The organism is Bradyrhizobium sp. LVM 105 (assembly GCF_003957705.1).
GTDB lineage: Bacteria > Pseudomonadota > Alphaproteobacteria > Rhizobiales > Xanthobacteraceae > Bradyrhizobium > Bradyrhizobium frederickii.
This window is the reverse complement of record NZ_QZMV01000004.1, coordinates 261,214-287,282: the sequence shown is the minus strand read 5'-3', so window position 1 is coordinate 287,282 and position 26,069 is coordinate 261,214. Positions and strand designations below refer to the sequence as shown.

Below are 26,069 nucleotides of genomic sequence, written 5' to 3'. Positions count from 1 at the left end.
TCACTTCCGCTTCTGCTTCCTCGGAAACAGGCGGTCGCGGATGTAGCGCGAGGTGGCTGTCAGACGGATGCCGCGCGGCTTCTGCCAGGCGGCGCGGTCGATCTCCTTCTTGTCGCCAATCGCCAGCCTGCCTTTGGCCCTCTTGGCAATGAAGATCGCGTCGCTCATCTTGCGGCCGGAGCGCTTGTTCCTGGTTTTCACTTCTTTCCAGAGACTGATCCTGCCGAGCTTCAGCTTGGGCAGCTCCTCCCTGATCTCCCGCCGCAGGCAATCCTTGGCGGACTCGCGCGCACGCTTGCGGCCGCCCGGAAACATCCACAGGCCGTCCGACCGGCGTCTGACCAACAGTACCTTGCCGCGCCTTGCGGCAACCAGCTTGGAAGACTTCGCCATTGCTGCCGTGGTTGAAACAGAATCGTTCCGATCGTAACTTGTCTAGTGGAACAGACAAGTTCGCAGCATGCTTTGTCCCGGCGCGGCACGGCCCGTCGGCTGCGAGATCAGTCCTTGCCCGCCCCTGCCCGGTCCTCGGTCCTGATCCAGGCCATCATCATCTCCCAGGCCACCGACAGGATGATCGGTCCGATGAACAGGCCGACGATGCCGTGGGCGAGCGTGCCGCCGATCACGCCGACGAAGATCACGATGGTCGGCGTGGTCAGGCCGCGCCCCATGACGAGCGGTTTCAACATGGTGTCGATGAAGCCGACGAGGACGAGAAACACGGTGAGCAGCAGCGCCGTGGTGACGTCCTTGGCGGTCCAGATCCAGATGATCACCGGCAGCAGCACGAGGAACGCGCCGATCTGCACGATCGAGAGCAGCAGCACGATGAAGGCCAAAAGGCCGGCGCTCGGCACGGCGGCGAGCTTGAAGCCGATGCCGGCGAGCAGCGCCTGCACGATCGCCACACCGATCACGCCCTGCGCCACGGCGCGGATGGTCGCACCCGCGAGCGACAGGAAATGCTCGGTCTGCTCCGGTACGATGCGAAACAGGAAGCCGCGGCCGGCCGCGACCAGCCTCGGCCCATGCGGAAACAGGAAGCCGGCCACGAACACCGAGACCAGGAACTGGAGCGTGCCGACGCCGGCATCGCCGGCAAGCGACAGCAGCGGGCCCGCCAGCGGCTGGAGATACGGCGCCACCTCGCGCACCAGCGCGCGAACGTTGGTGTAGGCCTGGTCCCAGAGCTCGTAGAGCCAGGGGCCGACCAGCGGCCATGATTTGATCTGCTCGGGCGCAGCCTGAAGCGCCAGATCGCCGGTGCCGAGCTGCTGTGCCAGCTCGCGCACGCCGTCCACCGCGCTGATGCCGAGCCAGGTCGCCGGGCCGATGACGATGCCGAGCGTGATCATGGTCAGGATCGCGGCTGCGGTCTTGGGCCGGCCACCGAGGGCTTTGGCGACCCAGCTGAAGGCCGGATAGAACGCAACCGCGAGCACGCCGCTCCAGGCCAGGATCGGCACGAACGGGCGGATGATCAGGAAGGTCCAGATGATCAGCAGGGCGAGCAGGCCGAGCCGGATCACGAGCTGGATGACGTCTTCTCCGGTCAGGAGCTGACGGAGACTTTTCACGGGCACTGCTTTCCTTGCGGCATGAACGCAAAACTTCCGGTGCTTGCGCGGCCCAGCCGTTATTGCCAGCAACGCATCCGGCGTCAAGGCGACTGGAACCGGTCGGCCCCGCGATTGGGAACACATCGGGCCATTCCGCCAATCCGCGACCGCGGCCGCCCCCGACGCCGGCCGGCCTTGGCTAACGCCCGTTAACCGGATTCCCGGGCGCCGGTTTACGCCGCTGCAAACGCCCGCGGCTACCGTGGATCGGGGTCACCAAAAAGCATTCCGTGCAATGGCCAACAGCATCTGGACGATCGAAGAATTCACCTGTGCGGGTTGCGGCATGAACTACACCGCGACCAGGGAGGAACACAGCGAAGCCCACGCCGGCCACTTCAAATGCAGCATCTGCAGCGGCGTAGTGCATGCCTGGTCCGGCAAGCATCATTTCTTCGGCTGGCAAGCCGTGAAAACGCGGCCACCCGTGTTCGGAAGGCGCTGGGCGGACGTGGAATGGTAGGCGGCCCACGCGCGCATCTTTGATTGCGCCGCGCGGTCGCCCGCGACGGGCGGGAGGATAGGCCGAATTGCAGCGGCGCCATTTGGACTCCGTTCACCGATCGCCGCTAGATCAGAACGGATCCCTCGCGCCGAACCATCAAAATCATGGCCGATCTCAACGCCGTCCTGACCAGGCTCAACGACCGCCTGCTCCGCCTCGAGGGCGAGCTGTTCGTGCTGCGCTCGCTGGCGCGCGCGACGCTGACGGCGGGCGACGACCATGCGGCGCGCATGCGCAAGCTGGTCGAAGCCGCAAAGGTCGCGCTCGACGATGAGGCCAGGCGCCCTCTCGACAAGCCGACACGCAAATATGTCGACGCGGCAACCGCGCTGGTGGAGGAATTGCTGGTCGAGCCGACCCCGGCGCGGCCATTGTTCACAGTGATCGACGGCGGCCGGCGCGATTGAACGACGACAAGCGCCTCGGCCCGCGATCAGCTGGCGCTGCTGCATGCCGGGCGCGCGAGCGCCGCTTCGATAGCATTGTCCCTGCGAGTAATTGTCATCGTAGCGGTGCGGACAGCGGGCGCGGCGGCGACCCGTAGCCTTGCCTCGCAGACCCCGCTAGTCCGCCGTGGAATTATCGGCCTTGAGCCGGCTGAGGCCGGCCTCGATGATCGCGATCTCCTCGTCGATCTGGCCGATCGGCAGGCTGAAATCATAGCCGGACCTGCTCTTCAGCTCGACCGCGAGCCGCTGCCTGTGCATCATCAGCTCGTCGAGCCCACGGCGGTTCTTCAGCCGCACATAGCTGTCGACAATCTGCTCAATTGCGCGCGGCATGAAATTTGTCCCGGCGAAAAGGCCCGCACGGCGCACCCGCGCCGGCGGGACATTTTCGGTGTCGCGGTACGCAATACAAATCCGCGACGGATTAGTCGATACGCCGGGCTGGTTGAGATCGCGTTACCGTTCCGTGATTTTCGTAATACGCGGCACTAAAAAAGGCCGCTGACGATTGCGCCAGCGGCCCAAGCCGGGTTTAAAAACGGATGCGGGTTGAAATGTCGCCAGCCCCGGTCCGCCCAATCTTATCAGCCCGCCCAGCGTCCTTCTGTTAAAAACGAAACACAGAAACCCACTTATCGGACGCTTGCCGTCCCGCCGTGGCCTTGCAGCAACGCTCATCGGCGACGCGGAAGCAAGTGCGCCGCGATCTGCGCCCGCCATGGCGGCACCGGAACGGCTGGCTGCGCAATCATGGCGTCCATCGCAGCCCGCGCCCTCGGCGTATTGTTGATAACCCACGCAAACGCTGCGCGGGTGGTGACAGGGCGTCCGGACGTGTTATCGGGGATGACGCAGTTGCGAGATCGGATCGGATACCCATGCGCATTACCCTCGTCGGCTCCCGCCATTTCGGCGTGACAACCCTGAACATGCTCCGGGAGCACGGCGTTTCGATCGTCCGGGTCGTGGTGGCCGACTCCGAGGATCGCCTCGCCGCGGCCGCCAAGGCAGCCGGCATCGAGGTCGTGGTGCAGGCCAACCCGAAGCTGGTGATAGCCTCCGAGATTGCCCCCGATACCGATCTGATCATCACGGCGCACAGCCACGCCCGGATCGGCAAGGACGCGCTCGCCGCCGCCAGGCTCGGCGGGATCGGCTATCACCCCTCGCTACTGCCGCGTCATCGCGGCAAGGCCGCCGTGGAATGGACCATCAAGGAAGGCGATCCGATCGCCGGCGGCACGATCTATCACCTCGCCGACCGCATGGACGCCGGCGCCATCGCCGCCCAGGACTGGTGCTTCGTCAAGAAGGGCGAGACGGCGCGAGAGCTCTGGGAGCGCGCGCTGGCCCCCCTCGGCCTCAAGCTCCTGGCCGATGTGATCGACTACGCCAAGGTGCACAAGGCGCTGCCCGCCAAGACTCAGGACGAGCAGTTCGCGACCTCCGCGCCAAGCCTTTCGTGAAGCCCGTCCAAGAGTTCGCTCCTGACGTTTACCCTTAACGTGAAGCCGCATTGATTCCGCTTGGAAAATCGCAGCCGAAAACGCAAATAAACTATTGTTCCCACAGGAACAATTTTCGATTTGGCATCGCAACAAATTTCCGTCACATTTGGTCCAGATAAGCGACAGCATATCAGACACATTCAAGGACGGATTTATGCGTTTTGCTCGCATTGCGGTGTTCTGTGCCGCTTCAGTTTTCACCGGCACCCTCGCCGCTTCCGCCTTTGCCCAGACGCCTTATGACGGCAACTGGCAGGTCACGATCGTGACCAAGAGCGGCTCCTGCGAACCCACCGCGAGTTCCATGCTGACGGTTGCCGACGGCAAGATCACTGCGCCCGGCGCTAACGTTTCCGGCACCATCGGCAGCGGGGGTCTTGTGAAAGTTTCGATCAATGGTGCATATGCCAACGGTCAACTCAACGGCAACGCCGGATCGGGGAAGTGGAATGGAGCATCTGCAGGCATACCGTGCAGCGGGCGATGGGAAGCATCGCGCCAATAAACCAATCGAGGCTCGCGCCCGGAGCCGGCGGCTGCTGATCGCGGCCGCCGTTTTGTTTGCGGCAGGGATCGCCGGCACTGAAAGCAAGGCCCAGTCGAGCCCGTTCGCCCCAATGGCGGGCAGCTGGAGTGGCGCCGGGACGGTGGCTCTGGATGACGGCTCGACCGAACGGATCCGCTGTCGGGCCAAGTACGCCCCGATCGGCCCCACCATGGAGCTGTCCCTGACCTGCGCCAGCGACGCCTACAAGTTCAACTTTGCGGCCAGCCTCAAGGCTGAGGGCAGCGCCATTTCCGGGAGCTGGTCCGAAATCAGCCGCAACATCTCTGGATCGCTCCAGGGGCGTGGCGCCGGCGGCAATTTCGAGCTGGTTGCCGCTGCCGCTGGCTTCAATGCCAACATCTCGCTGAAGACGAGCGGCAACAAGCAGAACGTCGCGATACGCGCGGACAGCCAGTTCCGCGGGGCGAACATCTCGCTGTCGAAGTAAGCCAGCACTCGATCTGACAATCGATCCGGCGGCCCCGCCGGATCGATTTTTTATGCGGCCGGCACGAACGCGGTGACCTCGATCTCGACCTTGGCCCGCTCGTCCGCGAGGCCGCCGATATAGAGCAGTGTCGAAGGCGGGAAATTGCGTCCAAGCGTTTCCTTCCAGGCCGCACCAATGCCGGCACCGGCTGCTTCATATTCGCTGCGGCTGGTCAGGTACCAGGTCAGGCGGACGATGTGCTCCGGACCCGCGCCCGCCTCGTCCAGCAGCTTGATGATCCGCTTCAGCGCCATTTCGACCTGTGCCGCCAGGTCGGGCGCATAATTGCCGGTCTCGTCGCCGCCGGTCTGCCCGGCCAGGACCACCCAGCGCCCCGGCCCCTCGACCGCGACACCATGGGAAAAGCCACGCGGTTTCTTCCATTCGGCCGGCTGCAAGATCTGCATGAGCGAAGCTCTCCCGATTTTTTTGTTGTTCGATGATGCCTAAAGCACGATGCGACAAGGATGAATCGCCATCGCGCCATAGCTTGCTGTTTAAGCATGATCTTTCCGGAAAACCGCTGCGCGCTTTTCCGGATCATGCTTTAGCACGGCCCGCTGCATCGCTGCATCCGCAGATTTGGCCGTTGCAAACGGCGGCGATGTCGCCGATACCGGCCCTCCTTTCACATTCCATCCTCCCGCAATCACCGCCGATGAGCGCGACACAGTCCAAAACGATGGCTGCACTGTGGATGGCCGGCTGGCTGTCGCTGATGCTGGTGATGGCGGTTGCCGGGCGCGAGACCACGCGCGAGTTGAGCGTCTTCCAGATCATGGAGGTGCGCTCGGTGATCGGGTTCGCGCTCCTGCTGCCCATCATCTCCCGCGCCGGTGGCTTCAAGGCGGTCGCGACCATGCGCCTGCCCCAGCACCTCGCTCGCAACGGGGTGCATTATTTTGCCCAGCTCGGCTGGTTCTACGCGTTGACGCTGATCGGAATCGGGCAGGTCGTCGCGATCGAATTCACCATGCCGATCTGGACCGCCGTGCTGGCCGCGACGTTCCTGTCCGAACGCATGACGCTCTGGAAGATCGCCGCTGTCGTGCTCGGCATCGTCGGCGTCGTGATGATCGTGCGGCCCGCCACCAGCGAGATCAATCCGGGCCAATTGATCGCCCTCGGGGCTGCAATCGGCTTCAGCATTTCCATGATCTTGGCCAAGTCGCTGACCCGGACCGAAAGCGCATTGTCGATCCTGTTCTGGATGATCGTGGTGCAGGCCGTCGTGGGCTTGCTGCCAACGCTCGCCGTGTGGATCTGGCCGTCGCCGCGTTTATGGGGCTGGCTGTTCGTCATCGGGGTCTGCGGCACCTTCTCCCATTATTGCCTCGCCAGTGCGCTCCGCCACGCGGATGCGACGATCGTGGTGCCCATGGATTTCCTGCGGGTTCCGCTGACTGCGACAGCCGGCTGGCTGCTTTATTCCGAGCGGCTCGACGGCTGGACCGTGCTCGGCGCGGCGCTGATCCTGTGCGGCAATCTCCTGAATCTGAAGCCGGTGCCGCCGGTTCCTGCCCGCGCCCAATGAACCTCGCGCCGCCTCGCGCGACAAAACGAAGTGGCCGTGTGATTTAGATCACGTTGGAGCGACCCTCCACCGTGCATATTCGGCCACACAGCAGCGGGTTGAAACGGACGTCCTGCCGTTTTGGTGGCGCGAGGTCGGGCACTTCGTGTAGGTTCGTTGCCAATTTGTTGCTGCCTGCAATTCGATTCTGGGGATTTCAGAATGCGCTATCTCACCCTCCTCGCCTCGCTGATGTGCATGGCGCTGTCGGTCAGTGCCGCGAAGGCTGACCGCCGCGTCGCTTTTGTCGTGGGCAACGGCTCCTACAAGAACGTCGCGCAATTGCCGAACCCGCCGATCGACGCCAAGGCGATGGCATCGACGCTGCGCAATGTCGGCTTCGAGGTGATCGAAGGCTCCAATCTCAGCCGCGACCAGATGACGGAGAAGCTGCTCGATTTCGGCCGCAAGGCGCAGGGCTCCGACATCGCGCTGTTCTACTATGCCGGCCACGGCATCGCCGTCAGCGGCACCAACTACCTGCTGCCCGTCGACGCCGACATCAAGTCGGAGATGGACGTCAAGCTGGGCGCGGCCATCAACATCGACCTGACGCTCGAGCAGACCATGGGCGATGCCAAGGTCAAGCTCGTCTTCCTCGATGCCTGCCGCGACAATCCGTTCGCCGCCAAGATCAAGTCGAACTCCGCGACCCGCAGCGTCAACGTGCAGAGCGGTCTTGCCGAGATGAAATCCGGTGAAGGCACCCTCATCGCGTTCGCCACCGGTCCCGGCCAGACCGCGCTCGATGGTCAGGAGGGCAACAACAGCCCGTTCACGCGTGCGCTGATCGACAACATCACCAAGCCCGGCGTCGAGATCCAGCAGGCCATGACGTCAGTGCGCGCCCAGGTCAATGAAGAGACCCGCAAGGGCCAGCTGCCCTGGGGCCACACCAACCTGACCGGCTCGGTCTATCTCAATCAGGCCCCGACCACGCAGGTCGCCAACGCGGCTCCGACCGCTTCGGGCATGGTGCCGGCTGCGACCGCCGGCTCGGACGGCGTCGAGCTCGAATATTGGCGCTCGGTGAAGGAGTCCAACAAGCCGGAAGAGCTCAACGCCTATCTCACCGCCTATCCGAACGGTCAGTTCAAGGCGCTGGCGCTGGCACGCCTCGCCGCCATCAAGAGCGGCCCCTCGACCGCGACCCGCGCCCTCAACGCTGGCGTCGATCCCGCAACCTTCACCGACGAGGCCACCCAGGTCACCGAGGACCAGATCGGCCTCGACAAGACCAAGCGCCGCGACGTGCAGCGTCGCCTGACGGCGCTCGGCTTCGACACCAAGCAGAGCGGCGCATTCGACGAGGAGACGCGATCGGTGCTCAAGCGCTGGCAGACGGCGCGCGGCTATCCCTCATCAGGCTACCTCAACAAGCTTCAGCACAAGGCTCTGCTCTCGGAGATCGTGGCTGCCCCGGCGACCGCGAGCGACACCAGCCAGAAGCCGGCCCGCCGCGCCGCCAGCGCCCCGGCCCAGAGCAGCGCGCCGGCACCCGCCCCTCAACGCAGCAGCCCCGGCGATGCCGCCGGTGCGGCCTTCGTCGGCGGTGTCGTCGGCGGCATGATGGGCGGCATGTTCCGCCGCTGAGGCGAGACGACGATCTCAGAATGCAAAAGCCCGGCTCACGCCGGGCTTTTTCGTTTGTGATCCTCATGGTGAGGAGGCGCGAAGCGCCGTCTCGAACCATGAAGGCCCCGCTCTCGCAGCGCCGCGTGGCGAGAGAGAGCCCTACTTCCCCGCGGCCTTTCGCAGCGCCTCGTTGATGCGATCCTGCCAGCCGGGGCCACCCTCCTGGAAGAACTCCAGCACGTCCTGATCGATGCGCAACGTGACCTGCTCCTTGACGCCGGGAACAGCCGTCTGTTTAGGCGGCGCCACGGCGACCTTGGCCGTCACCTTCTTGAACGCTGCCTCTGCTTCCGTCCTGGCATCGCCCAGTGTGCGCGGCCGCCTCGGTGGTTGCTCCGCCATGTCCTAGATTCCTTCAAACAAAGCCGTCGAAAGATACCGCTCGGAGAAGGACGGCACGATCGCCAGGATGGTTTTTCCCGCAGCGTCCGGCCGCTTGCCGATCTGCAGCGCGGCCGCAATCGCAGCTCCCGAGGAGATGCCGCCGGGAATGCCCTCATGCCGCGCCAGCGCGCGCGCGGTCTCGATGGCGGTCGTCGAGTTGATCTTGACGATCTCGTCGATCACGGCGCGGTCGAGGATGTCGGGGATGAAGCCGGCGCCGATGCCCTGAATCTTGTGCGGGGTATGCTGTCCGCCCGACAGCACCGGGCTCTCCTCCGGCTCGACCGCGACTACGCGCAAGCCGGCCTTGCGTGGCTTGAGCACCTGGCCGACGCCGGTGATCGTGCCGCCGGTGCCGACACCGGCGACGAAGAAGTCGATGTTGCCGGCGGTGTCGTTCCAGATCTCTTCCGCGGTGGTGCGGCGGTGCACCTCGGGATTGGCGAGGTTCTTGAACTGCTGCGGCATCACCGAGTTCGGCGTCGTCTTCAACAGCTCCTCGGCGGCGGCGATCGCGCCCTTCATGCCTTGCGCCGCCGGCGTCAGCACCAGTTCGGCGCCGAGAAAAGCCAGCATCTTGCGCCGCTCGATCGACATCGATTCCGGCATCACCAGCTTGAGGCGGTAGCCGCGCGACGCCGCCACGAAGGCGAGCGCGATGCCGGTATTGCCGGAGGTCGGCTCGATCAGCACGGTGTCGGGCTTGACGATGCCGGCCTTTTCCATCGCGACGATCATGGCCGCGCCGATGCGGTCCTTCACGCTTGCGGCAGGATTGAAATATTCAAGTTTTGCCAAAATCGTCGCATTCACGCCGTGCATGCCCGGCAGCCGACGCAAGCGCACGATCGGCGTATTGCCGAAGGCCTCGACGATCGAGTCATAGATCCGGCCGCGGCCGGCTTGGTGCGCTGCACCCGTGTTGGACGATGCGTCCATGATGAACTCCCTGTGGCGACAATCTGCTCTTCTATCGCGGCATTGCGCAGTTACAGACAGCTTGCGGCGACACGCAAGCGGCAATGCGGCACATGTTAAATACGCTGCATCGCAAAATCACGTGAGCGGCGAAGATCAGAAAACCAACGCATTTGTGTTGCGACCTCGTCAACCGTTTCTGCTTATGTTAGACTTACGTCTTAAAGCAGGGAGGTCACCACGATGTCAGCAATTGCTGAAGTGTTGTCGACCGTCGCGCCGAACCGCGATCCGCGTTGCAGCGAATTGCCCACCTGTCCTGTCTGTGCCGACTCCATGGTCGCCGCCGAAGCATCCGCCTACGTCTCGGACCACATGATCAGCTATCTCTGGACCTGCGATAATTGCGGCTATGGCTTCGTGACCAAGCATGCCGTGAAGCAACGCTTCGTGTGCAACTGAGCTAGCGTGGGGCGATGTCGCCCCTCGCCCAGCCCTCGCGCGTACGCCGATAGAACTCCTCAAACGTTCCGCCCGCGATCGCGTCTCTGATGCCCTGCATCAGGAACTGGTAGTAGGCGATATTGATTTCGGACAGCAGCATCGCCCCTAGCGTCTCGCCCGCCTTGACGAGATGGTGCAGATAGGCGCGCGCGCAGTTGCGCGTCGACGGCCATGAGCTCTCCTCATCCAGCGGACGCGGATCGTCGGCGTGGCGTGCATTGCGCAAATTCACCTGGCCGAAACGCGTGAAGGCGACGCCGTGGCGGCCGTTGCGCGTCGGCATCACGCAGTCGAACATGTCGATGCCGCGCTTCACGGCTTCGAGGATGTCGTCGGGCGTGCCGACGCCCATCAGATAGCGCGGGCGCTGTTTCGGCAGCACCGGCGCGGTCTCGTCGATCATCGCCAGCATCACCTCCTGCGGCTCGCCGACGGCAAGGCCGCCGATCGCATAGCCATGGAAGCCGATCTCGACCAGGCCTTGCGCACTCGCGTGACGAAGCCGGGGGACGTCGCCGCCCTGCACGATGCCGAACAGCATGTAGCCGTCGGGCGCGCTCTCGAAGGCGCGCTTCGAGCGCTCGGCCCAGCGCAGCGACAATTGCATCGCGCGCTCGATGTCGGCGTGCTCGGCCGGCAGCCGCACGCACTCGTCCATCTGCATGGCGATGTCGGAGCCGAGCAAGCGCTGCACCTCGATCGAGCGCTCCGGCGACAGCTCGACCTTGGCGCCGTCGATATGCGAGCGGAAGGTGACGGCGTTCTCGGTGACCTTGCGCAGGTCCGACAGCGACATCACCTGGAAGCCGCCGGAATCCGTCAGCATCGGCCCGTTCCAGCCGGTGAAAAGCTGCAAGCCGCCGAGCGCCGCGATCCGCTCGGCGGTCGGGCGCAGCATCAGGTGATAGGTGTTGCCGAGCACGATGTCGGCACCGGCATCGCGCACCTCGCGCCAGTGCATGCCCTTCATGGCGCCGGCGGTGCCGACCGGCATGAAGGCCGGCGTCCGCACCACGCCGTGAGGTGTGGTCAGGCGCCCGGTGCGCGCGGCGCCATCGGTGGCGAGCAACTCAAAGTGATTGGGAAGATCATTGTCGGGATTCATGGCGGTGCTTATTGCGTGTCGGAGCAAGTCGATCAACCCGCTCAACCCACGGTGCCTCAGACTGGGACAAAATCGAGCCGATTATTCCCGCTGCCAGCCTTGTTAAACAAAACGAAACAGTGTAGTTTTACCAAGGGCTGGACGAGGTGCCGCGGCAAGAATGTGCCGGCGGCGCCAAATGCGTGATCGCCAGCCACCGACAATGCCGCTTCCTTCCTGTTCGACTGACCTCTCCGGCCGCCCGCACGACCGGATCAGGCACACAACCGGCCGCCTGACCGGAATCCTGGTCCTGACGTGCAGCCTGGCGCTCGCCGCCTGCACCTCCATGCCCCGCACGCCCTATACGGCCAATGAAGCCAGCGTATCGCGCGTGCTCGAGATCGATGGCCTCAGGCGCTACGCCGACGACCCCGTCACGAAATTCAGCTTCGACAAGAACATCAGCACCGCGACGAGATCCTATCTGGCGCTCTCCGGCGGCGGCGCCGATGGCGCCTACGGCGTCGGCGTGCTCAACGGCTGGACCGCGGCCAGAACCCGCCCCACCTTCTCCGTCGTCTCGGGCGTCAGCACCGGCGGCCTGATCGCGCCGTTCGCGTTCCTCGGCCCGCAATATGACGACACCCTGAAGGACGTCTACACCTCCGGCATCGCGGAGAGCCTCCTCAACGATCCCAGCATCGTGCGCGTGCTGTTCGGATCCGGCCTGTTCGGCAACACGCGGCTGCGCGAGCTGGTCGCACGCTATGTCGGGCCGGAGATTCTGGCCCAGGTCGCGCGCGAAAACACCAAGGGACGAAAGCTGCTGATCGTGACGACCGATCTCGACACCCAGCGTACCGCGATCTGGGACATGGGCAAGATCGCCGCCGTCGGCACGCCCGAGGCGCTCAAGCTGTTTCGCGACGTGATGGCGGCCTCCGCCAGCATTCCCCTGGTGTTTCCGCCGATCATGATCGACGCCGAGGGCCAGGGCCGCAAGTTTCAGGAGATGCATGTCGACGGCGGCGTGACCGCGCCGGTGCTGACGCTGCCGGAAGCCCTGCTGTTCCAGGGCAGCCGGCTGCCGGGTAGTGCGAAATTTGACATCTACATCCTCGTCAACAAGAAGATCGAGCGCAATTTCGAGCTCGTCTCCAACGGCACCATCGACGTCGCCTCGCGCAGCCTGTCGGCGATCACCCAGTCGCAGACGCGCTCGATCATCTTCTCGACCTATGATTTCGCGAGGCGCAACCGTCTCGGCTTTCATCTCTCCTACATCGCGCGCGACTATCCGGCGCCGCCGTCGGAAGGGTTCGACACCGCCTATATGCGGGCGCTCTATCAATACGGATATGACAAGGCCGCGTCCGGCCAGGCCTGGAGCTCGGCGCTGCCGTGAGAATCGATGACGGAACCGCTGAAACCGTTGACGATACGGCCAATTCGGCCAGATTCGCGATGACGCCCCGGCTCCTGCGCGATATAGAGCGAATGACGAACGTCAGAAACGCGCAGGAATCATTGGGCATGGGATTGACTGCGACCAGGACGAGACCGGCAGCGCCGCGGCGCGAGGTGCCGAAATCCCGCGGCGGCCGGCCGACCAAGACCGCCGCCATCGAGCGCGACCAGCGGCTGATCGAGGTCGCCACCCGCCTGTTCCTGGATCGCGGTTTCGACGCGACCTCGCTCGACGCGGTCGCGGAAGCGGCCCGGGTGAGCAAGCCCACCGTCTATTCCCGCTACGGCGACAAGCGCGGCCTGTTTGCCGCCGTGCTGAGGCGCGAGATTGCGCGCTGGCTTGCGCCGCTGTCGGCCGCGGCAGAGACCCAGCTGAGCAGTGCCGCCGACATCTCGGTCGAGCAGCGGCTGGTCGAGATCGGGCGCGAGATGCTCTCATTCACCTGCGGTCCCGACGCCGTCGCCTTCAGCCGCATGATGACGTCACAGGCTATCAACTTCCCCGACGTCGCCAAGCTCGGCAAGGAGGAAGGCTGGCTCAAGGCCGTTGCCACCACTGCGCGCTTCTTCGATCATCTGGTTGCGCAAGGCGCGCTCGACGTCGAGGACACCACCATTGCGGCCGAGGTGTTTCTCGACGTGGTCGTCGGACACACCCACCGCATGGCGACCTTCGGAACGGCCCTCGAGCCGAAATCGGCCGAGAAGCGCATGCGCATCGCGATCAAGCTGTTCCTTGCCGGCGCGCTGGGTCCTGCCGACCGGGTCCGGGACGCCGCAAAGGGCCCGGCGCGGCGCCGCTCCTCCCGCTGACGATTCCGTGAACGCGCGCTCTTTCCCTAAGGGGCCGCCGCAACGGCATTGACCAAAACAAAACGATACGGTATGGTTTAGTTATAAGTCGGTACGGGCCGCTTTTAAGCCAGCCCCAAGGAGGTCCGGACCGATTCGATCGCCACGGCAGGTACAGCCCGCCGCGGCGTTCGGCGGCCGGCCTTTGCCCGGGGCCGGCCGCGAATTCTTTACGTTCATCCGGCACACTCGCAGGCCGAAGGTTTCGCACATGACGACAGCCAGACGACGGACCTTGCAACTGCTCGCGATCGCCTTGCCCGCGCTGCTCCTCGTCGCACCGTTGCAGGCGACCGTGATCGCGGGCACACCGACCGCGCTTCACAGCGACACAGATGGTGATGCCGAGGCAGACCGCCAGGCCGTCAGCCGCGAGATCGAGCGCTTCCGCAGCTCGTCGATCTCGATCAGCCAGGCCATGGCGATCGCCGAAGCCCGCCACGCCGGCGCCACCACCGCAGATGTGAGTTTTGACGGCGGCTCCGGCGTCGCGGTGTATCGGGTCAAGACCCTGCACAACGACCGGATCTGGCGCCACACCATCAACGCTGCGACGGGCGAACTCGTCGGCGGGGAAGCAGCCCTGCCCCTCGCCGAGCTCGACCACGACGACCGCAACAACCTTGCAGCACTTGGTGCGATCAGGCACCGCCTCGCGGATGCCGTGCGTGTTGCCGAGCGCGCGGCCTCGGGCAAGGCGATCAGCGGCGGCCTCGTGCGCGAACGCGGCCGGCTCAGTTTCGCGATCGTCGTGATCAGCGGCGACGACCTCAAGGAGGTCATCCTGGAGCCCCCGGGCGCCAGGGCAAAGTAGCGGCTGCGAAATAGCGGCTGCCCGATAGCGGCAGGGTTCGCCCCCGGCATCGACCGGGGCGAAAAGCCATTGACGACCGCAAGACTCTCCCGCATAAGTCGCCGCCATGTTCACGACCACCAAACGCACGACCAAAACCACCACGGCCTCAGGGGCCCGGGGAGGCGTGCGCGCGTAGTCGTCGACTGGAACGCATCAGCTCTACCGAAGCCCCGCCCTCGATGGTCCGGGGCTTTTTTGTTGTCTCATTCGCAAATCTCAATGGAGGACAAAGTGAGTAACGATCCCGTCGTCGCGATTGTCGGCGTCACCGGTGCGGTGGGCGCCGAATTCATCGCCACCATGGACAAGCGCGGCTTTCGCGTCGGCAAGCTCAAGGCGCTCGCCAGCGCCCGCTCGGCCGGCAAGACGGTATCGTTCCGCGGCCAGCCGGTCGTGATCGAGGAGCTGACCGAGCGGTCCTTCGAAGGTGTCGATATCGCCCTGTTCTCCGCCGGCGGCAGCATCTCGAAGAAGTATGCGCCGATCGCGGTCAAGGCTGGCGCGGTCGTGGTCGACAACTCCTCCGCGTTCCGCATGGACCCGAACGTGCCGCTGGTGATCCCCGAGATCAACGCCAGCCGCATCCGCGACCACAAGGGCATCATTGCCAATCCGAACTGCGCGGCGATCACCGCGCTGGTGCCGTTGTGGCCGATCCACCAGAAGAACCGCATCAAGCGCGTCATTATCTCGACCTACCAGGCCGCCTCGGGCGCCGGCGCCGCCGCGATGGAGGAGCTGGTCGAATCCACCCGCGCCAATCTCAACGGGCAGCTCTATACGCCGAAGGTGATGCCACATCCCTACGCCTTCAACCTCTTCAACCACAATACGGCCGTCGACCCCGACACCGGCTACAACGACGAAGAGACCAAGGTCATCAAGGAGACCCGCAAGATCTTCGAGGACGACACCATCGCGGTCGGCGTCACCTGCGTGCGCGTGCCGGTGCTGCGCGCCCATTGCGAGGCCATCACCTTCGAATGCGAGAAGCCGATCAGCGAAGACCAGGTCCGCGCCATCATGGCGCAGGCGCCCGGCGTGAAGGTGGTCGACGATCGCGTGAAGAACTACTTCCCGATGCCGATCGACGCCTCGGGCCAGGACGACGTCCTGGTCGGCCGCATCCGCAAGGATCTCAGCGACGCCAGCGGGCATTCGATCTCGATGTTCGTGGCGGCCGATCAGCTGCTCAAGGGCGCCGCGCTGAACGCGGTGCAGATCGCCGAGCTCCTGCCGCAGCGGGTGATGGCGTAGCAAGGTGCGTAGGGTGGATTAGCCGAAGGCGTAATCCACCTTTTCCGCTTCCGCGGAGATCGATAGTGGTGGGTTACGCCTTACGGCTAACCCACCCTACGGCACTGCCCGAAACAGCAGACACGCATCCCCATACGAATAAAACCGATACCCATTGGCGATGGCGTGCGCATAGGCTGCCTTCATCGTCGCCAGGCCGGAGAATGCCGACACCAGCATGAACAGCGTCGACTTCGGCAGGTGGAAATTGGTCATCAGGACATCGACGGCGCGGAAGCGATAACCGGGCGTGATGAAGATCGCGGTCTCGGCCGCGAAGGGCTGGATCGTGCCGTCCTCGCGCGCTGCGCTCTCGAGCAGGCGCAAAGACGTGGTGCCGACGGCGATGATGCGGCCGCCATTTTTTCGGGCGCTGTTGAGGCGCTCCGCCGTCTCCGCCGAGATCGTGCCCCACTCGGCGTGCATCTTGTGGGATTCGGTGTCGTCGACCTTCACCGGCAGGAACGTCCCTGCCCCGACATGCAGCGTGACCTGGTTGATGCCGACGCCGCGCGCGCGCAGCGCCTGCTCCAGCGCCGGGGTGAAATGCAGCCCGGCGGTCGGCGCTGCGACCGCGCCTTCGTTCACCGCGAACATGGTCTGGTAGTCGGCGAGGTCCTGATCGTCGGGCGTGCGCTTGGAGGCGATGTAGGGCGGCAGCGGCGGGCTGCCGAGATCGGCGATGGCCTGGTCCAGCGCCGGGCCATGGAACGAGAACGACAACGACAACGAGACCTCGCCCTCGGTGCCCTTGGCCTCGACCTCGGCGTCGAGATGGCCGAGCAGGCAGACCTTGCCTTCATTGCCGAAGCGGATGCGGTCGCCGGCGGCGAGCTTCTTGGCGGGCTTCACCAGCGCCTGCCAGCGCGAGCCGTCGAGCCGCTTGATCAGCGTCGCCTCGATTCGGGGTTCGGTCTCGCGGCCGATGCGGCGGCCCTTCAGCTGCGCCGCGATCACCTTGGTGTCGTTAACGACGAGCTGGTCGCCCGCCTTCAGCCATGACGGCAGGTCGGCGACGCTCTGGTCGCGCAGCGCACCGTTTTCCACGACCAGCATCTTGGCGGAGTCGCGCGGACTTGCCGGGCGCAACGCGATGCGCTCGGCGGGCAGGTCGAAATCGAACAGATCGGTGCGCATGTCGGAGTCAGCGCCACATAGTCATTCCTCATCCTGAGGAGCGCGGAACGCGCGTCTCGAAGGATGAAGGCCCCGCTGCGGCAGCTCGGCCTTCATGGTTCGAGACGGCGCTGCGCGCCTCCTCACCATGAGGGGATGGACTTATTCCTTGTCCGCGGCCATCCGCGCCTTGACGATCTTGTCGGGGTTCTGCACCGGCTCGCCGCGCTTGATCTTGTCGACATTCTCCATGCCCTCGGTGACCTTGCCCCACACCGTGTACTGGTTGTCGAGGAAGCGTGCGTCGTCGAAGCAGATGAAGAACTGGCTGTCGCCGGAATCGGGATTGGCGGCGCGCGCCATCGAGGCGGTGCCGCGCACATGCGGCTCCTTGTTGAACTCGGCCTTCAGCTTCTTGCCGGAGCCGCCGGTGCCGGTGCCCTGCGGGCAGCCGGTCTGCGCCATGAAGCCCTCGATCACGCGGTGGAACACGATGCCGTCGTAGAAGCCCTCACGGACCAGTTCCTTGATGCGGGCGACGTGGCCGGGTGCGAGGTCGGGGCGCATCTCGATGGTGACGGGGCCCTGCGTGGTTTCGAGGATCAGGGTGTTTTCGGTGACGCTCATGCTCGTCTCTCTTGCGTTGGGGGTGAAGTCTTGTCAGGTGACGTTTTGCGGTTACGGAACTGGATCGCGAATGGACGTCCCGCGGCGGCGCCGGCCATTGCTTCGGTAAATGGCACCGGCGTGCAGCGTTGCAACGCCTCCATCACCGCGATCCGGTATTGCAGCCGGTCATTGTCGGAGGCCTCCGCGGATTCATAGGTGATCCTTGGATGGCCCAGAATGTCGCCGGACCGGTTAAAGCTCACGACGACGGTGATGTCGAGTGGGCGGGCCTTGGTGGCGGGCGGCGGTCGCCAGCAGGTACGCAAGTGCCGGAACACGTCCTGGATGGTGTTGACCTGCCGATCCTCGGCGGCCGCGCCCGAGGTGCCGAGCAGCAGCACCGCGGCAACCAGCACGAGCTTGTCGCCACAGCGCGCCATCGCCGCCTCCTACTTGATGTCGGAGGCGACCTGCACCTTCACCATCTTGTCGGGATCGGTCACGGCACCGCCGGCGGAGCCGGGCGGAGCCTTCTTCAGCTTGTCGACGACGTCCATGCCCTGCACGACCTCGCCGATCACGGTGTACTGGCCATCGAGGCTGCCGCCGTCGGCGAACATGATGAAGAACTGCGAGTTGGCGCTGTCGACGCTGTCGCCGCGCCGGGCCATGCCGACGATGCCGCGGGCAAAATGCACCTTGGAGAATTCCTGCTTCAGGTTCGGATATTTCGAGCCGCCGGTGCCGTTGAAGTTCTGGCCGTCGCCGGTCTGCGCCATGAAGCCGTCCATGACGCGGTGGAACGGCACGTTGTTGTAGTAGCCCTCGCGCGCGAGCTGCTTGATGCGCTCGGCATGCTGAGGCGCGATATCGGTGCGCAGCTTGATGACGATGCGGCCCTTGGTGCTGTCGATGACGATAGCGTTGGCCTTGTCGAGGTTGGCCGGCAATTGCTGCGCCACGGCCGGCACCGCGAGCAGAAGCGCGGCAAGGACTGCGAGAATTCGGATCATGACAACTCCGGATCAGAGGGAAGAGGACGCGCGCCGTTATCCGGCGAATTTTGCCTTGAGCTGGGCCGCGACAATCGGCGGGACGAAGGTCGAAACGTCCCCGCCCATGCCGGCGATCTGGCGCACCAAAGTGGCGGTGATCGGGCGGACCATCGGCGAGGCCGGCAGGAAGACCGTGTGCACCTCCGGCGCCATCGCCTCGTTCATGCCGGCGAGCTGCATCTCGTAGTCGAGGTCGCTGCCGTCCCGCAGGCCCCGAATCATGATGGTCGCGCCGTGCTTGCGCGCCGACGTCACCGACAGATCGTCAAACGTCACGGCTTCGAGCACGCAGCCGGCCTTGGCCGCCACCGGCCCGCAGACGTCATGGAGCATCTTGAGCCGCTCCTCGGTCGAGAACAGCGGCTTCTTGCCGGGATGGACCCCGATCGCGACCACGAGCTTATCGCACAGCGACACGCTGTGCCGGACCACGTCCAGATGGCCGTTGGTGATGGGGTCGAAGGAACCGGGATAGAAGGCGATACGCGGCATAGCCCCCTCCTACCGCGCCCGGCCCGGCCCGGCAAGCCGGGCCGGTTCCCGGCCGTTTCCGGCAATATCCGGCCGGCCCTGTCGGGAATGGCCGGTTTGTTTCGTCCTGAGCGTAGTCACGAAACAAACGGGGGCCGAGACGAAACCATTTCCCGCGCCGGCGAAGACGTCCGGAAACTGGCCATGGTTACTAATCCGGCCAACGAATGACGGGCCGCACACTGGGCGTAGGCGGCCGCATCACAGGGGACTGTCAATGATCAAGACTCTTTCAGCGATCGCACTCTCTGCGTGTGTTGCCGCAGCCCTCACGCTCCTGCCCGGCTTTGCCCCGGCGGTCGAAGCCAGCGTGCCGCAGCCGCTGGCCAAGAGCGACCGGCTCGATATCCGCGCCATCGGCAAGGACTGCTCGCAGCAGGCGTGGCCCAATTTCGAGGCCTCGTGCCTGCGCAAGGCCGGCACCAAGGCCACGATCCGCGAGGCGCGCCTCGTGACCGCCAATCGGACCCCGTAGTCGGGCCTGTCAGGTTCGAATGATGAGCGGCGAACAGCGAATCGGGCAGCAAGTCCTGGTCGCTACTCCCTATTCGCCGTTCGTCCCGTTGCCGCTCTCCGCCTCTTCCGTGATGTGCTCGACAGACACCACGTGCTCGTCCTCGGCCGTGTCGAACACGATGACGCCTTGCGTCGAGCGGCCGGCGATGCGGATGCCTTCGACCGGGCAGCGGATCAGCTGGCCCTTGTCGGTGACCAGCATGATCTGATCGGCGTCCTCGACCGGGAACGAGGCAACCAGGTTGCCGTTGCGGTTGTTGACGCTCATGGCGACGATGCCTTTGCCGCCGCGTCCCGTGGTGCGGTATTCGTAGGACGAGGTCCGCTTGCCGTAGCCGTTGACCGACACGGTGAGCACGACCTGCTCCTGGGCCGACATCTCGGCGTAACGTTCCTGGGCGAGCTGGAAGCTGCCGGACGTCTCCTCGGCCTCGGCATCCACGGCGGCCTCTTCGGCCCCGGCTTCGCCGGCGACCGCGCGGCGCATCTTCAAATAGGCCGAGCGCTCGTCCGAGGTGGTCTCGACGTGGCGCAGGATCGCCAGCGAAATCACCTTGTCGGAATCGGCGAGCGCGATGCCGCGCACGCCCATCGAGGTGCGTCCGGTGAACACGCGCACGTCGGTGACGGGGAAGCGGATGCACTGGCCGCCGGCGGCGGTCAGCAGCACGTCGTCGCGCTCGGTGCAGATCTGCACGTCGACGATCGCCTCGTTGTCGTCGAGCTTCATCGCGATGATGCCGGAGCGGCGGACGTCGACGAAGTCCGACAGCTTGTTGCGCCGGACGTTGCCGCCTGTCGTGGCGAACATCACGTCGAGGTTGCCCCAGGTCGATTCGTCCTCCGGCAGCGGCATGATGGTGGTGATGCGCTCACCCTGCTCCAGCGGCAGGATGTTGATCAGCGCCTTGCCGCGCCCGTTCGGCGCGGCCACCGGCAGACGCCAGACCTTCTCCTTGTAGACTTGGCCGCGCGAGGAGAAGAACAGCACCGGCGTGTGCGTGGAGGCCACGAACAGGCGGCTGACGAAATCCTCGTCGCGGGTCTGCATGCCGGAGCGGCCCTTGCCGCCGCGGCGCTGGGCGCGGTAGGCCGACAGCGGCACGCGCTTGACGTAACCGGCGTGCGAGACGGTGACGACCATGTCCTCGCGCTGGATCAGGTCCTCATCCTCGACCTCACCCTCCTGCTCGATGATAACGGTGCGGCGCGGCGTGGCGAACTCGGCCTTCACTTCGGCGAGCTCGGTCTTGATGATGCCGAGCACGCGTTCGCGCGAGCGCAGGATGTCGAGATAGTCGGCGATCTCGCCGGCGAGCTTGTCGAGCTCCTCGCGGATTTCGTCACGGCCGAGTGCGGTGAGGCGCTGAAGGCGCAGGTCGAGGATGGCCCTCGCCTGTTCCATCGACAGCCGGATCGTGCCATCCGCGCTGATGCGATGGCGCGGATCGTCGATCAGCGTCAGCATGTCCTCGACGTCCCGGGCCGGCCAGTCGCGCGACATCAGGGTGTCGCGCGCAGCGGTCGGGTCGGGCGAGGTCCGGATCACGCGGATCATCTCGTCGATATTGGCGACCGCGATCGCGAGACCAACGAGGATATGGGCGCGATCACGCGCCTTGGCCAGCAGGTACTTGGTGCGCCGCGTGACGACCCGCTCGCGGAAGTCGACGAAGATGGTCAGCAGGTCCTTCAGATGCATGATCCGCGGACGGCCGCTGTCGAGCGCCACCATGTTGACGCCGAAGCTGGTCTGCAGCGGCGTGAATCTGTAGAGCTGGTTCAGCACCACATCCGGCACGGCGTCACGCTTCAACTCGATGACGACGCGGTAGCCGTCGCGGTCCGATTCATCGCGCAGGTCGCCGATACCCTCGATCTTCTTTTCCTTGACCAGCTCGGCGATGCGCTCGACCATCGTCGCCTTGTTCACCTGGTAGGGAATCTCGGTGATGATGATCGCCTCGCGCTCCTTGCGGATGGTCTCGATCGCGACCTTGCCGCGCATCACGATCGAGCCGCGGCCGAGGTGATAGGCAGAGCGGATGCCCTGCCGTCCGAGGATGACACCGCCGGTCGGGAAGTCCGGTCCCGGCACGATGTTAATGAGCTCGTCGATGGTGAGCGCGGGGTTGTCGATCAGCGCGACGCAGGCGTCGATGACCTCGCCGAGATTGTGCGGCGGGATGTTGGTGGCCATGCCGACCGCGATGCCGCCCGCACCGTTGACGAGAAGGTTCGGGAACTTGGCCGGCAAGACCGACGGTTCGGTCTCGTTGTTGTCGTAGTTGGGCTGGAAGTCGACGGTGTCCTTGTCGATGTCGGCCAACAGGGCCAACGCCGCCTTCGTCAGGCGCGCTTCGGTGTAACGATAGGCAGCAGGGGGATCGCCGTCGACCGAGCCGAAATTGCCTTGGCCGTCGATCAGCGGCACGCGCATCGAGAAGTCCTGCGCCATCCGGACCATGGCGTCGTAGATCGACTGATCGCCGTGTGGATGATACTTACCGATGACGTCACCGACCACGCGGGCGGACTTGACGTATTTCTTGTCGGGCGTGTGCCCCTGCTCGTTCATCGAGAACAGGATGCGGCGGTGCACCGGCTTCAGACCGTCGCGGGCATCGGGCAGCGCCCGCGCCACGATCACGCTCATGGCGTAGTCGAGATAGGACTTCTTCATCTCCTCGAAGATGGAGACGGGGCGAATGTCCGAGGGTTGCGCCGGCTGGTCGCCGGGCTTGTTGTCGTCGTCAGCCAAGGGGGAATCCGGTGAGTTTTTGTCTGGGAATCATATAGCGCATCGGGGGGCGGATAACCACCCTCGCAGGGGTTCGCGAAAGCGCTTTTTCCCTTCGTTTTTTCATGCACTTACAGGGTAAGCCGGAAGCAGTTTCCGCGCTCCGGCAGCCCCGCGCCGGGGGCGCCGGTTCTGGCCGCCGCTACGACCCGAAAATCACCGTATGCATGATCCGTCCGGGCATGAACGTGAACAGCCCGGCAACTACGAGTGCGCCGAAGAAGATCGAGATCATCGTGATCCTGTGGCGGCGGACATTGTGGGTTCGCGCAGCCATCACACCGAGCACCAGCGTCGCCAGCGTGAAGATCGATAGCAGATGGATCGGACTCCACGGCCCGACCAGACGAATCTCGTGGATCCAGAACGAGCTGAGCGCCACGACAAGCATTAGTGCTACCCAAAGCCAGCCCAGAGCCCGATGTGGCAGCCTTCCCTTGGGAGCGACGAGTTGGATCGCCCCGAGGAAGAACGCAGCCATGGCGGCGAAGGCATGCAGCGGGATCGGCGGAGCGGCATCAAGCAGCTGTGCGAGGCTCAAGGGGCGCGTTCTCCGGATTGGCCGAAGCCGGGCAGGCAACTAGAAGTTCTGCTCCAGTCCGAGCGGCCAACGGGTCAGCTGCCCCGACATTCCCGCCGACCATGAATTCATGGATCTCGTCTTGGTTCGGATCCTCGAAAGCCGGATCCGCCGTTTCCTGTCCCGGACCGAACCGTCTCCTCCCCAGCGTTAGAACGGGATATCGTCGTCCATGTCGCTGTTGCGGCCGCCGCCGCCGCCGGCGGCAACGGGACGGCGCGGCGCGCTGCTGACCGGGCCGGAGGAGCCGAAATCGCCGCCCGGCTCGTCACCGAAGCTGCCGCCTCCGCCGCCGCCACTGCGGCCATCGAGCATCGTCAGGGTCGAGTTGAAGCCCTGGAGCACAACCTCGGTGGAATATTTCTCGACGCCGCTCTGGTCGGTCCATTTGCGGGTCTGGAGCGCCCCCTCGATGTAAACCTTCGCGCCCTTCTTCAGATATTGCTCGGCGACCTTGCAGAGCCCTTCGTTGAAGATCACGACGCGATGCCACTCGGTCTTCTCCTTGCGCTCGCCAGTATTCTTGTCGCGCCAGGTTTCCGATGTCGCGATGCTCAAATTCGCAATCGGCCGCCCGTCCTGGGTGCGGCGGATTTCAGGATCCTTGCCGAGATTTCCAACCAGAATGACCTTGTTGACGCTTCCCGCCATCGCCGCTCTCCACTCCGAATGCCACTGATTTCAAAGGCCGAGCGCGCTGCCCGCGTTCCTCTGCGCCCTGTTGGGGCGACCCTATACGCTCGCGGGCGCCGCTCAGCCCATCACCCCCAAGGTTATCCCCACATATAGCATCGACCTCCGCAACGTTCCAGATTTGTTCTTCCTGCCGGTGCACCGAAACAGATCGTGCCAACTCAGCGCGCCGGCGCCCAGGAATGTTCCGCCGAAGGGAACCCTGCGAGGCTGGACGGTGGGCTTCGCGTACGACCACATCTTCCTCGGCAATCGCACCATGACTTTCACCGGCTCGGGCAACCTCCCGGCGGCCCCGCTTGGCGCTGTTACACGCTCCGAGCGTATCAGCCAGGACGTCGAATCGCCCTGATCCGGGTGAACTACCGCTGGGGCGGTCCGCTGATCGTAAAATACTGATATCCATCTGATATTGTTCGATGATTGAAGGCCGGCCTCGCACCGGCCTTTGTCGTTTGGCGGCAGGGTTCACCGACGCAATGAGTCAGTAACCATCACCTTTTCGACCGCTGTGGCTTTTCGGAGACACAACTTGCGGCTTCAGTGGTGTAAGCACCGCCCAGTTGGGCCGTTTGAGTCCGATGCCCTTCCGTCAAGGAAGGCAACAACAGAAACTGGGACTGGGATTAAGTTGAAAATGAAAAAGGCTTTGTTGGCTTCGGCCTGTTTGTTCGCTCTGGCGGCCCCCGCTTCGGCTGCTGATCTCGCGGCTCGCCCCTACACCAAGGCGCCGGTCGCTCCGCTGGCTTCCGTCTACAACTGGACCGGTTTCTATCTCGGTATCGTCGGCGGCGGCGCCTGGGAAGCCTCTTCGGGTGACCCGAAGATGCAGGGTGGTTTCGTCGGCGGCACCGCCGGCTACAACTGGCAGACCGGCAACGTCGTGTTCGGCATCGAGGCCGATGGCGCCTGGGCTGACGTGAACGCTTCGGCGACGGCGCTCGGGGTCACCGTGGCGTCCAAGACCGACGCACTCGGCACCGTGCGCGGTCGCATCGGCTGGGCCGTCAACAACATCCTGCTCTACGGCACCGGTGGTTACGCCTGGATCGACAACAAGATCACCGTCTCCGCACTGGGCGCGTCCGTGTCGGACAGCAAGTGGCACTCCGGCTGGACCGTCGGTGCCGGCGTCGAGGCGTTCTTCGCTCCGCAGTGGTCGGTCAAGGGCGAGTACCTCTATCGCAGCCTCGGCAGCGAGGACTACTTCTCGAACCTCGGTGCCCCGCTGGCCTCCGGCACGATCAACTTCCACACCGTGCAGGTCGGCGTGAACTATCACTTCGGCGGCCCGGTCGTCGCCAAGTACTAAGCTTCGCTGCAACGCTCCTCGCGTTACGAAAGGCCGGCCTCGCGCCGGCCTTTTTGTTGTCTCGCGTCCACCCACATCGCCAGCTGATGTTTTTCAAGAGATGTGGCCCCCAGGTGACACAACCTTTGGCTTCAATGGTGTAAAGCTCGGTTGGGTCATAGGGTCCGCTGCTCTTCCGATTCCGGAAGGCAAGAAAGAGAGACGGATACTGGGGAATGGATATGAGGAAGCTTTTGCTGGCTTCGGCCAGTTTGCTCGCAATCAGCGCGTTGGCACCGGCCTCGGCGGCCGATTTGGCGGCTCGCCCCTACACCAAGGCTCCGGTCGCGCCGATCGCGATGTACAATTGGAGCGGTTTCTACGTCGGCATTAACGGCGGTGGCGCTTCGAGCCGCAACTGCTGGGACGTCAACAATATCTTTGGCGTACCGGGTCCGGACACGGCTGAAGGCTGTCACAATGCGACCGGCGGCGTCGTCGGTGGCCAGCTCGGTTACCGCTGGCAGTCGACCAACTGGGTCTTCGGTCTCGAAGCCCAGGGCGACTGGGCCAATCTGAAAGGCTCAAATACCAGCCTGACGTTTGCGCCGCTGGTCAACGAGACCAAGATCGACGCACTTGGCCTCTTCACCGGCCAGGTCGGCTATGCCTGGAACAACGTGCTCTGGTATGTGAAGGGTGGCGCGGCCGTCACGCACGCCAAATACACCGGTCTGGTGGGCGGCGCCGTCTTCGATAGCGCAAGCGAGACGCGCTGGGGTGGTGCGGTCGGCACCGGCCTCGAATTTGGTTTCGCGCCGAACTGGTCCGTGGCGATCGAGTACGCCCATCTGTTCATGGGCAAGCGCAACAACTCCTTCACGATTGTCGGCGTCAACGACCGCATCGACCGGATCAAGCAGGACGTCGATATGGGCACCGTCCGCCTCAACTACACCTTCGGCGGCCCGGTGGTTGCGAAGTACTGAGCTTCGTCTCCCAACTCTCCCGTTACGAAAGGCCGGCCTCGTGCCGGCCTTTTTGCTTGGCCTTCTTTGTGGGGCATGCGCGTTCCATGCAGTTCCACGTCTGCTGCTGCCAGATGCCGCCAGCACCCCAACATTCCGTTGACGATTCGCAACTCCCTCTGGAAATCCGCCTCCGTTCTTCCTACGTTCGCTGCCA

General features: G+C 64.6%; 30 protein-coding genes. 15 read left to right on the top strand and 15 right to left on the bottom strand.

The window, feature by feature from the left end:
* The gene (locus D6B98_RS13830) at positions 1–393 is read right to left on the bottom strand and encodes an NUDIX hydrolase (RefSeq protein WP_126257552.1); all 393 of its coding nucleotides are present in this window, start codon (positions 391–393) and stop codon (positions 1–3) included.
* Positions 394–500: 107 nt separating this feature from the next.
* The gene (locus tag D6B98_RS13825; RefSeq protein WP_235885214.1) at positions 501–1,580 is read right to left on the bottom strand and encodes an AI-2E family transporter; all 1,080 of its coding nucleotides are present in this window, start codon (positions 1,578–1,580) and stop codon (positions 501–503) included.
* A gap of 277 nt (positions 1,581–1,857) precedes the next feature.
* Here D6B98_RS13825 and D6B98_RS13820 point away from each other — a divergent pair, with 277 nt between their 5' ends.
* Together D6B98_RS13820 and D6B98_RS13815 are read left to right on the top strand one after the other, a co-directional pair.
* Positions 1,858–2,085: a hypothetical protein gene (locus tag D6B98_RS13820; RefSeq protein WP_126257550.1), complete on the top strand. Its 228-nt coding sequence runs from the start codon at positions 1,858–1,860 to the stop codon at positions 2,083–2,085.
* A gap of 146 nt (positions 2,086–2,231) precedes the next feature.
* Positions 2,232–2,534 (top strand): hypothetical protein, encoded by a 303-nt coding sequence (locus D6B98_RS13815; protein WP_028136298.1) that lies wholly within the window; start codon positions 2,232–2,234, stop codon positions 2,532–2,534.
* A gap of 156 nt (positions 2,535–2,690) precedes the next feature.
* On the opposite strand, the gene D6B98_RS13810 is transcribed toward D6B98_RS13815, so the two are convergent.
* Positions 2,691–2,909 (bottom strand): hypothetical protein, encoded by a 219-nt coding sequence (locus D6B98_RS13810; RefSeq protein WP_126257549.1) that lies wholly within the window; start codon positions 2,907–2,909, stop codon positions 2,691–2,693.
* A 545-nt stretch (positions 2,910–3,454) separates the two neighbouring features.
* Between D6B98_RS13810 and D6B98_RS13805 the strand changes: the two genes are divergently transcribed.
* The 3 genes from D6B98_RS13805 to D6B98_RS13795 all read left to right on the top strand — a co-directional run bounded on the left by D6B98_RS13805 (position 3,455) and on the right by D6B98_RS13795 (position 5,079).
* Complete coding sequence (locus D6B98_RS13805) at positions 3,455–4,042, top strand: formyltransferase family protein (RefSeq protein WP_126257548.1); 588 nt, start codon at positions 3,455–3,457, stop codon at positions 4,040–4,042.
* Positions 4,043–4,238: 196 nt separating this feature from the next.
* The gene (locus D6B98_RS13800; RefSeq protein ID WP_100174819.1) at positions 4,239–4,589 is read left to right on the top strand and encodes a hypothetical protein; all 351 of its coding nucleotides are present in this window, start codon (positions 4,239–4,241) and stop codon (positions 4,587–4,589) included.
* Complete coding sequence (locus D6B98_RS13795) at positions 4,534–5,079, top strand: hypothetical protein (protein WP_164718584.1); 546 nt, start codon at positions 4,534–4,536, stop codon at positions 5,077–5,079. Before D6B98_RS13800 ends, D6B98_RS13795 begins: the two co-directional genes overlap by 56 nt.
* 50 nt (positions 5,080–5,129) lie before the next feature.
* Here the strand turns inward: D6B98_RS13795 and D6B98_RS13790 are convergent, their stop codons facing one another.
* Positions 5,130–5,528: a RidA family protein gene (locus tag D6B98_RS13790; RefSeq protein ID WP_126257546.1), complete on the bottom strand. Its 399-nt coding sequence runs from the start codon at positions 5,526–5,528 to the stop codon at positions 5,130–5,132.
* A 251-nt stretch (positions 5,529–5,779) separates the two neighbouring features.
* Here D6B98_RS13790 and D6B98_RS13785 point away from each other — a divergent pair, with 251 nt between their 5' ends.
* Together D6B98_RS13785 and D6B98_RS13780 are read left to right on the top strand one after the other, a co-directional pair.
* The gene (locus D6B98_RS13785) at positions 5,780–6,655 is read left to right on the top strand and encodes a DMT family transporter (protein WP_126257545.1); all 876 of its coding nucleotides are present in this window, start codon (positions 5,780–5,782) and stop codon (positions 6,653–6,655) included.
* A 201-nt stretch (positions 6,656–6,856) separates the two neighbouring features.
* Complete coding sequence (locus D6B98_RS13780) at positions 6,857–8,287, top strand: caspase family protein (protein ID WP_126257544.1); 1,431 nt, start codon at positions 6,857–6,859, stop codon at positions 8,285–8,287.
* A 141-nt stretch (positions 8,288–8,428) separates the two neighbouring features.
* On the opposite strand, the gene D6B98_RS13775 is transcribed toward D6B98_RS13780, so the two are convergent.
* On the bottom strand, positions 8,429–8,671 hold the full coding sequence (locus tag D6B98_RS13775; protein WP_126257543.1) for a BrnA antitoxin family protein: 243 nt from the start codon (positions 8,669–8,671) through the stop codon (positions 8,429–8,431).
* Between the two features lie 3 nt (positions 8,672–8,674).
* Positions 8,675–9,652, bottom strand: a complete 978-nt coding sequence (gene cysK / locus D6B98_RS13770) for a cysteine synthase A (protein WP_126257542.1) — start codon at positions 9,650–9,652, stop codon at positions 8,675–8,677.
* Between the two features lie 222 nt (positions 9,653–9,874).
* Between cysK and D6B98_RS13765 the strand changes: the two genes are divergently transcribed.
* Positions 9,875–10,093 carry a hypothetical protein gene (locus tag D6B98_RS13765; protein WP_126257541.1) on the top strand — a complete coding sequence of 73 codons (219 nt, stop codon included), beginning with the start codon at positions 9,875–9,877 and terminating at the stop codon, positions 10,091–10,093.
* Position 10,094: 1 nt separating this feature from the next.
* On the opposite strand, the gene tgt is transcribed toward D6B98_RS13765, so the two are convergent.
* Entirely contained in the window at positions 10,095–11,240 is a 1,146-nt protein-coding gene (gene tgt / locus D6B98_RS13760) for a tRNA guanosine(34) transglycosylase Tgt (protein ID WP_135171215.1), read from the bottom strand.
* Between the two features lie 178 nt (positions 11,241–11,418).
* Between tgt and D6B98_RS13755 the strand changes: the two genes are divergently transcribed.
* The 4 genes from D6B98_RS13755 (at position 11,419) to D6B98_RS13740 (ending at position 15,654) form a co-directional block, all read left to right on the top strand.
* On the top strand, positions 11,419–12,627 hold the full coding sequence (locus D6B98_RS13755; RefSeq protein ID WP_126257539.1) for a patatin-like phospholipase family protein: 1,209 nt from the start codon (positions 11,419–11,421) through the stop codon (positions 12,625–12,627).
* A gap of 128 nt (positions 12,628–12,755) precedes the next feature.
* On the top strand, positions 12,756–13,502 hold the full coding sequence (locus D6B98_RS13750; RefSeq protein ID WP_126257538.1) for a TetR/AcrR family transcriptional regulator: 747 nt from the start codon (positions 12,756–12,758) through the stop codon (positions 13,500–13,502).
* Positions 13,503–13,752: 250 nt separating this feature from the next.
* Positions 13,753–14,355 carry a PepSY domain-containing protein gene (locus D6B98_RS13745; protein ID WP_164718583.1) on the top strand — a complete coding sequence of 201 codons (603 nt, stop codon included), beginning with the start codon at positions 13,753–13,755 and terminating at the stop codon, positions 14,353–14,355.
* A gap of 261 nt (positions 14,356–14,616) precedes the next feature.
* Entirely contained in the window at positions 14,617–15,654 is a 1,038-nt protein-coding gene (locus tag D6B98_RS13740; protein WP_126257536.1) for an aspartate-semialdehyde dehydrogenase, read from the top strand.
* A 96-nt stretch (positions 15,655–15,750) separates the two neighbouring features.
* On the opposite strand, the gene queA is transcribed toward D6B98_RS13740, so the two are convergent.
* From queA to coaD, 5 genes are all read right to left on the bottom strand, one after another.
* Positions 15,751–16,830: a tRNA preQ1(34) S-adenosylmethionine ribosyltransferase-isomerase QueA gene (gene queA, locus D6B98_RS13735; RefSeq protein ID WP_126257535.1), complete on the bottom strand. Its 1,080-nt coding sequence runs from the start codon at positions 16,828–16,830 to the stop codon at positions 15,751–15,753.
* 141 nt (positions 16,831–16,971) lie between these two features.
* A complete protein-coding gene (locus D6B98_RS13730) occupies positions 16,972–17,436 on the bottom strand; it encodes a peptidylprolyl isomerase (RefSeq protein WP_126257534.1) in 465 nt (154 codons plus the stop codon).
* A complete protein-coding gene (locus tag D6B98_RS13725) occupies positions 17,433–17,858 on the bottom strand; it encodes a UCP034077 family protein (RefSeq protein WP_126257533.1) in 426 nt (141 codons plus the stop codon). The genes D6B98_RS13730 and D6B98_RS13725 overlap by 4 nt, the downstream gene beginning before the upstream one ends.
* A 9-nt stretch (positions 17,859–17,867) precedes the next feature.
* A complete protein-coding gene (locus tag D6B98_RS13720; RefSeq protein WP_126257532.1) occupies positions 17,868–18,431 on the bottom strand; it encodes a peptidylprolyl isomerase in 564 nt (187 codons plus the stop codon).
* A 36-nt stretch (positions 18,432–18,467) separates the two neighbouring features.
* Positions 18,468–18,965 (bottom strand): pantetheine-phosphate adenylyltransferase, encoded by a 498-nt coding sequence (gene coaD / locus D6B98_RS13715; protein ID WP_126257531.1) that lies wholly within the window; start codon positions 18,963–18,965, stop codon positions 18,468–18,470.
* 256 nt (positions 18,966–19,221) lie between these two features.
* On the opposite strand from coaD, the gene D6B98_RS13710 reads away from it, so the two are divergent.
* Positions 19,222–19,479 (top strand): hypothetical protein, encoded by a 258-nt coding sequence (locus tag D6B98_RS13710; RefSeq protein WP_126257530.1) that lies wholly within the window; start codon positions 19,222–19,224, stop codon positions 19,477–19,479.
* A 69-nt stretch (positions 19,480–19,548) separates the two neighbouring features.
* Here the strand turns inward: D6B98_RS13710 and gyrA are convergent, their stop codons facing one another.
* The 3 genes from gyrA to D6B98_RS13695 all read right to left on the bottom strand — a co-directional run bounded on the left by gyrA (position 19,549) and on the right by D6B98_RS13695 (position 23,551).
* Positions 19,549–22,281: a DNA gyrase subunit A gene (gene gyrA, locus D6B98_RS13705; RefSeq protein WP_126257529.1), complete on the bottom strand. Its 2,733-nt coding sequence runs from the start codon at positions 22,279–22,281 to the stop codon at positions 19,549–19,551.
* 181 nt (positions 22,282–22,462) lie between these two features.
* A complete protein-coding gene (locus D6B98_RS13700; protein WP_126257528.1) occupies positions 22,463–22,861 on the bottom strand; it encodes a DUF2306 domain-containing protein in 399 nt (132 codons plus the stop codon).
* Positions 22,862–23,050: 189 nt separating this feature from the next.
* Positions 23,051–23,551, bottom strand: coding sequence for a single-stranded DNA-binding protein (locus D6B98_RS13695; protein ID WP_126257527.1), 501 nt, complete (start codon positions 23,549–23,551; stop codon positions 23,051–23,053).
* A 679-nt stretch (positions 23,552–24,230) separates the two neighbouring features.
* On the opposite strand from D6B98_RS13695, the gene D6B98_RS13685 reads away from it, so the two are divergent.
* Together D6B98_RS13685 and D6B98_RS13680 are read left to right on the top strand one after the other, a co-directional pair.
* Positions 24,231–24,905: an outer membrane protein gene (locus tag D6B98_RS13685; protein WP_126257526.1), complete on the top strand. Its 675-nt coding sequence runs from the start codon at positions 24,231–24,233 to the stop codon at positions 24,903–24,905.
* 221 nt (positions 24,906–25,126) lie between these two features.
* Positions 25,127–25,873, top strand: a complete 747-nt coding sequence (locus D6B98_RS13680) for an outer membrane protein (protein WP_126257525.1) — start codon at positions 25,127–25,129, stop codon at positions 25,871–25,873.
* Positions 25,874–26,069: the final 196 nt, after the last annotated feature.

Bases quoted from the DNA above. Each gene is read 5' to 3' on its own strand.
- D6B98_RS13830 (WP_126257552.1), bottom strand. From the start codon at position 393: ATGGCGAAGTCTTCCAAGCTGGTTGCCGCAAGGCGCGGCAAGGTACTG.
- D6B98_RS13820 (WP_126257550.1), top strand. From the start codon at position 1,858: ATGGCCAACAGCATCTGGACGATCGAAGAATTCACCTGTGCGGGTTGC.
- D6B98_RS13815 (WP_028136298.1), top strand. From the start codon at position 2,232: ATGGCCGATCTCAACGCCGTCCTGACCAGGCTCAACGACCGCCTGCTC.
- D6B98_RS13810 (WP_126257549.1), bottom strand. From the start codon at position 2,909: ATGCCGCGCGCAATTGAGCAGATTGTCGACAGCTATGTGCGGCTGAAG.
- D6B98_RS13805 (WP_126257548.1), top strand. From the start codon at position 3,455: ATGCGCATTACCCTCGTCGGCTCCCGCCATTTCGGCGTGACAACCCTG.
- D6B98_RS13800 (WP_100174819.1), top strand. From the start codon at position 4,239: ATGCGTTTTGCTCGCATTGCGGTGTTCTGTGCCGCTTCAGTTTTCACC.
- D6B98_RS13795 (WP_164718584.1), top strand. From the start codon at position 4,534: ATGGAGCATCTGCAGGCATACCGTGCAGCGGGCGATGGGAAGCATCGC.
- D6B98_RS13790 (WP_126257546.1), bottom strand. From the start codon at position 5,528: ATGCAGATCTTGCAGCCGGCCGAATGGAAGAAACCGCGTGGCTTTTCC.
- D6B98_RS13785 (WP_126257545.1), top strand. From the start codon at position 5,780: ATGAGCGCGACACAGTCCAAAACGATGGCTGCACTGTGGATGGCCGGC.
- D6B98_RS13780 (WP_126257544.1), top strand. From the start codon at position 6,857: ATGCGCTATCTCACCCTCCTCGCCTCGCTGATGTGCATGGCGCTGTCG.
- D6B98_RS13775 (WP_126257543.1), bottom strand. From the start codon at position 8,671: ATGGCGGAGCAACCACCGAGGCGGCCGCGCACACTGGGCGATGCCAGG.
- cysK (WP_126257542.1), bottom strand. From the start codon at position 9,652: ATGGACGCATCGTCCAACACGGGTGCAGCGCACCAAGCCGGCCGCGGC.
- D6B98_RS13765 (WP_126257541.1), top strand. From the start codon at position 9,875: ATGTCAGCAATTGCTGAAGTGTTGTCGACCGTCGCGCCGAACCGCGAT.
- tgt (WP_135171215.1), bottom strand. From the start codon at position 11,240: ATGAATCCCGACAATGATCTTCCCAATCACTTTGAGTTGCTCGCCACC.
- D6B98_RS13755 (WP_126257539.1), top strand. From the start codon at position 11,419: ATGCGTGATCGCCAGCCACCGACAATGCCGCTTCCTTCCTGTTCGACT.
- D6B98_RS13750 (WP_126257538.1), top strand. From the start codon at position 12,756: ATGGGATTGACTGCGACCAGGACGAGACCGGCAGCGCCGCGGCGCGAG.
- D6B98_RS13745 (WP_164718583.1), top strand. From the start codon at position 13,753: ATGACGACAGCCAGACGACGGACCTTGCAACTGCTCGCGATCGCCTTG.
- D6B98_RS13740 (WP_126257536.1), top strand. From the start codon at position 14,617: ATGGAGGACAAAGTGAGTAACGATCCCGTCGTCGCGATTGTCGGCGTC.
- queA (WP_126257535.1), bottom strand. From the start codon at position 16,830: ATGCGCACCGATCTGTTCGATTTCGACCTGCCCGCCGAGCGCATCGCG.
- D6B98_RS13730 (WP_126257534.1), bottom strand. From the start codon at position 17,436: ATGAGCGTCACCGAAAACACCCTGATCCTCGAAACCACGCAGGGCCCC.
- D6B98_RS13725 (WP_126257533.1), bottom strand. From the start codon at position 17,858: ATGGCGCGCTGTGGCGACAAGCTCGTGCTGGTTGCCGCGGTGCTGCTG.
- D6B98_RS13720 (WP_126257532.1), bottom strand. From the start codon at position 18,431: ATGATCCGAATTCTCGCAGTCCTTGCCGCGCTTCTGCTCGCGGTGCCG.
- coaD (WP_126257531.1), bottom strand. From the start codon at position 18,965: ATGCCGCGTATCGCCTTCTATCCCGGTTCCTTCGACCCCATCACCAAC.
- D6B98_RS13710 (WP_126257530.1), top strand. From the start codon at position 19,222: ATGATCAAGACTCTTTCAGCGATCGCACTCTCTGCGTGTGTTGCCGCA.
- D6B98_RS13695 (WP_126257527.1), bottom strand. From the start codon at position 23,551: ATGGCGGGAAGCGTCAACAAGGTCATTCTGGTTGGAAATCTCGGCAAG.
- D6B98_RS13685 (WP_126257526.1), top strand. From the start codon at position 24,231: ATGAAAAAGGCTTTGTTGGCTTCGGCCTGTTTGTTCGCTCTGGCGGCC.
- D6B98_RS13680 (WP_126257525.1), top strand. From the start codon at position 25,127: ATGAGGAAGCTTTTGCTGGCTTCGGCCAGTTTGCTCGCAATCAGCGCG.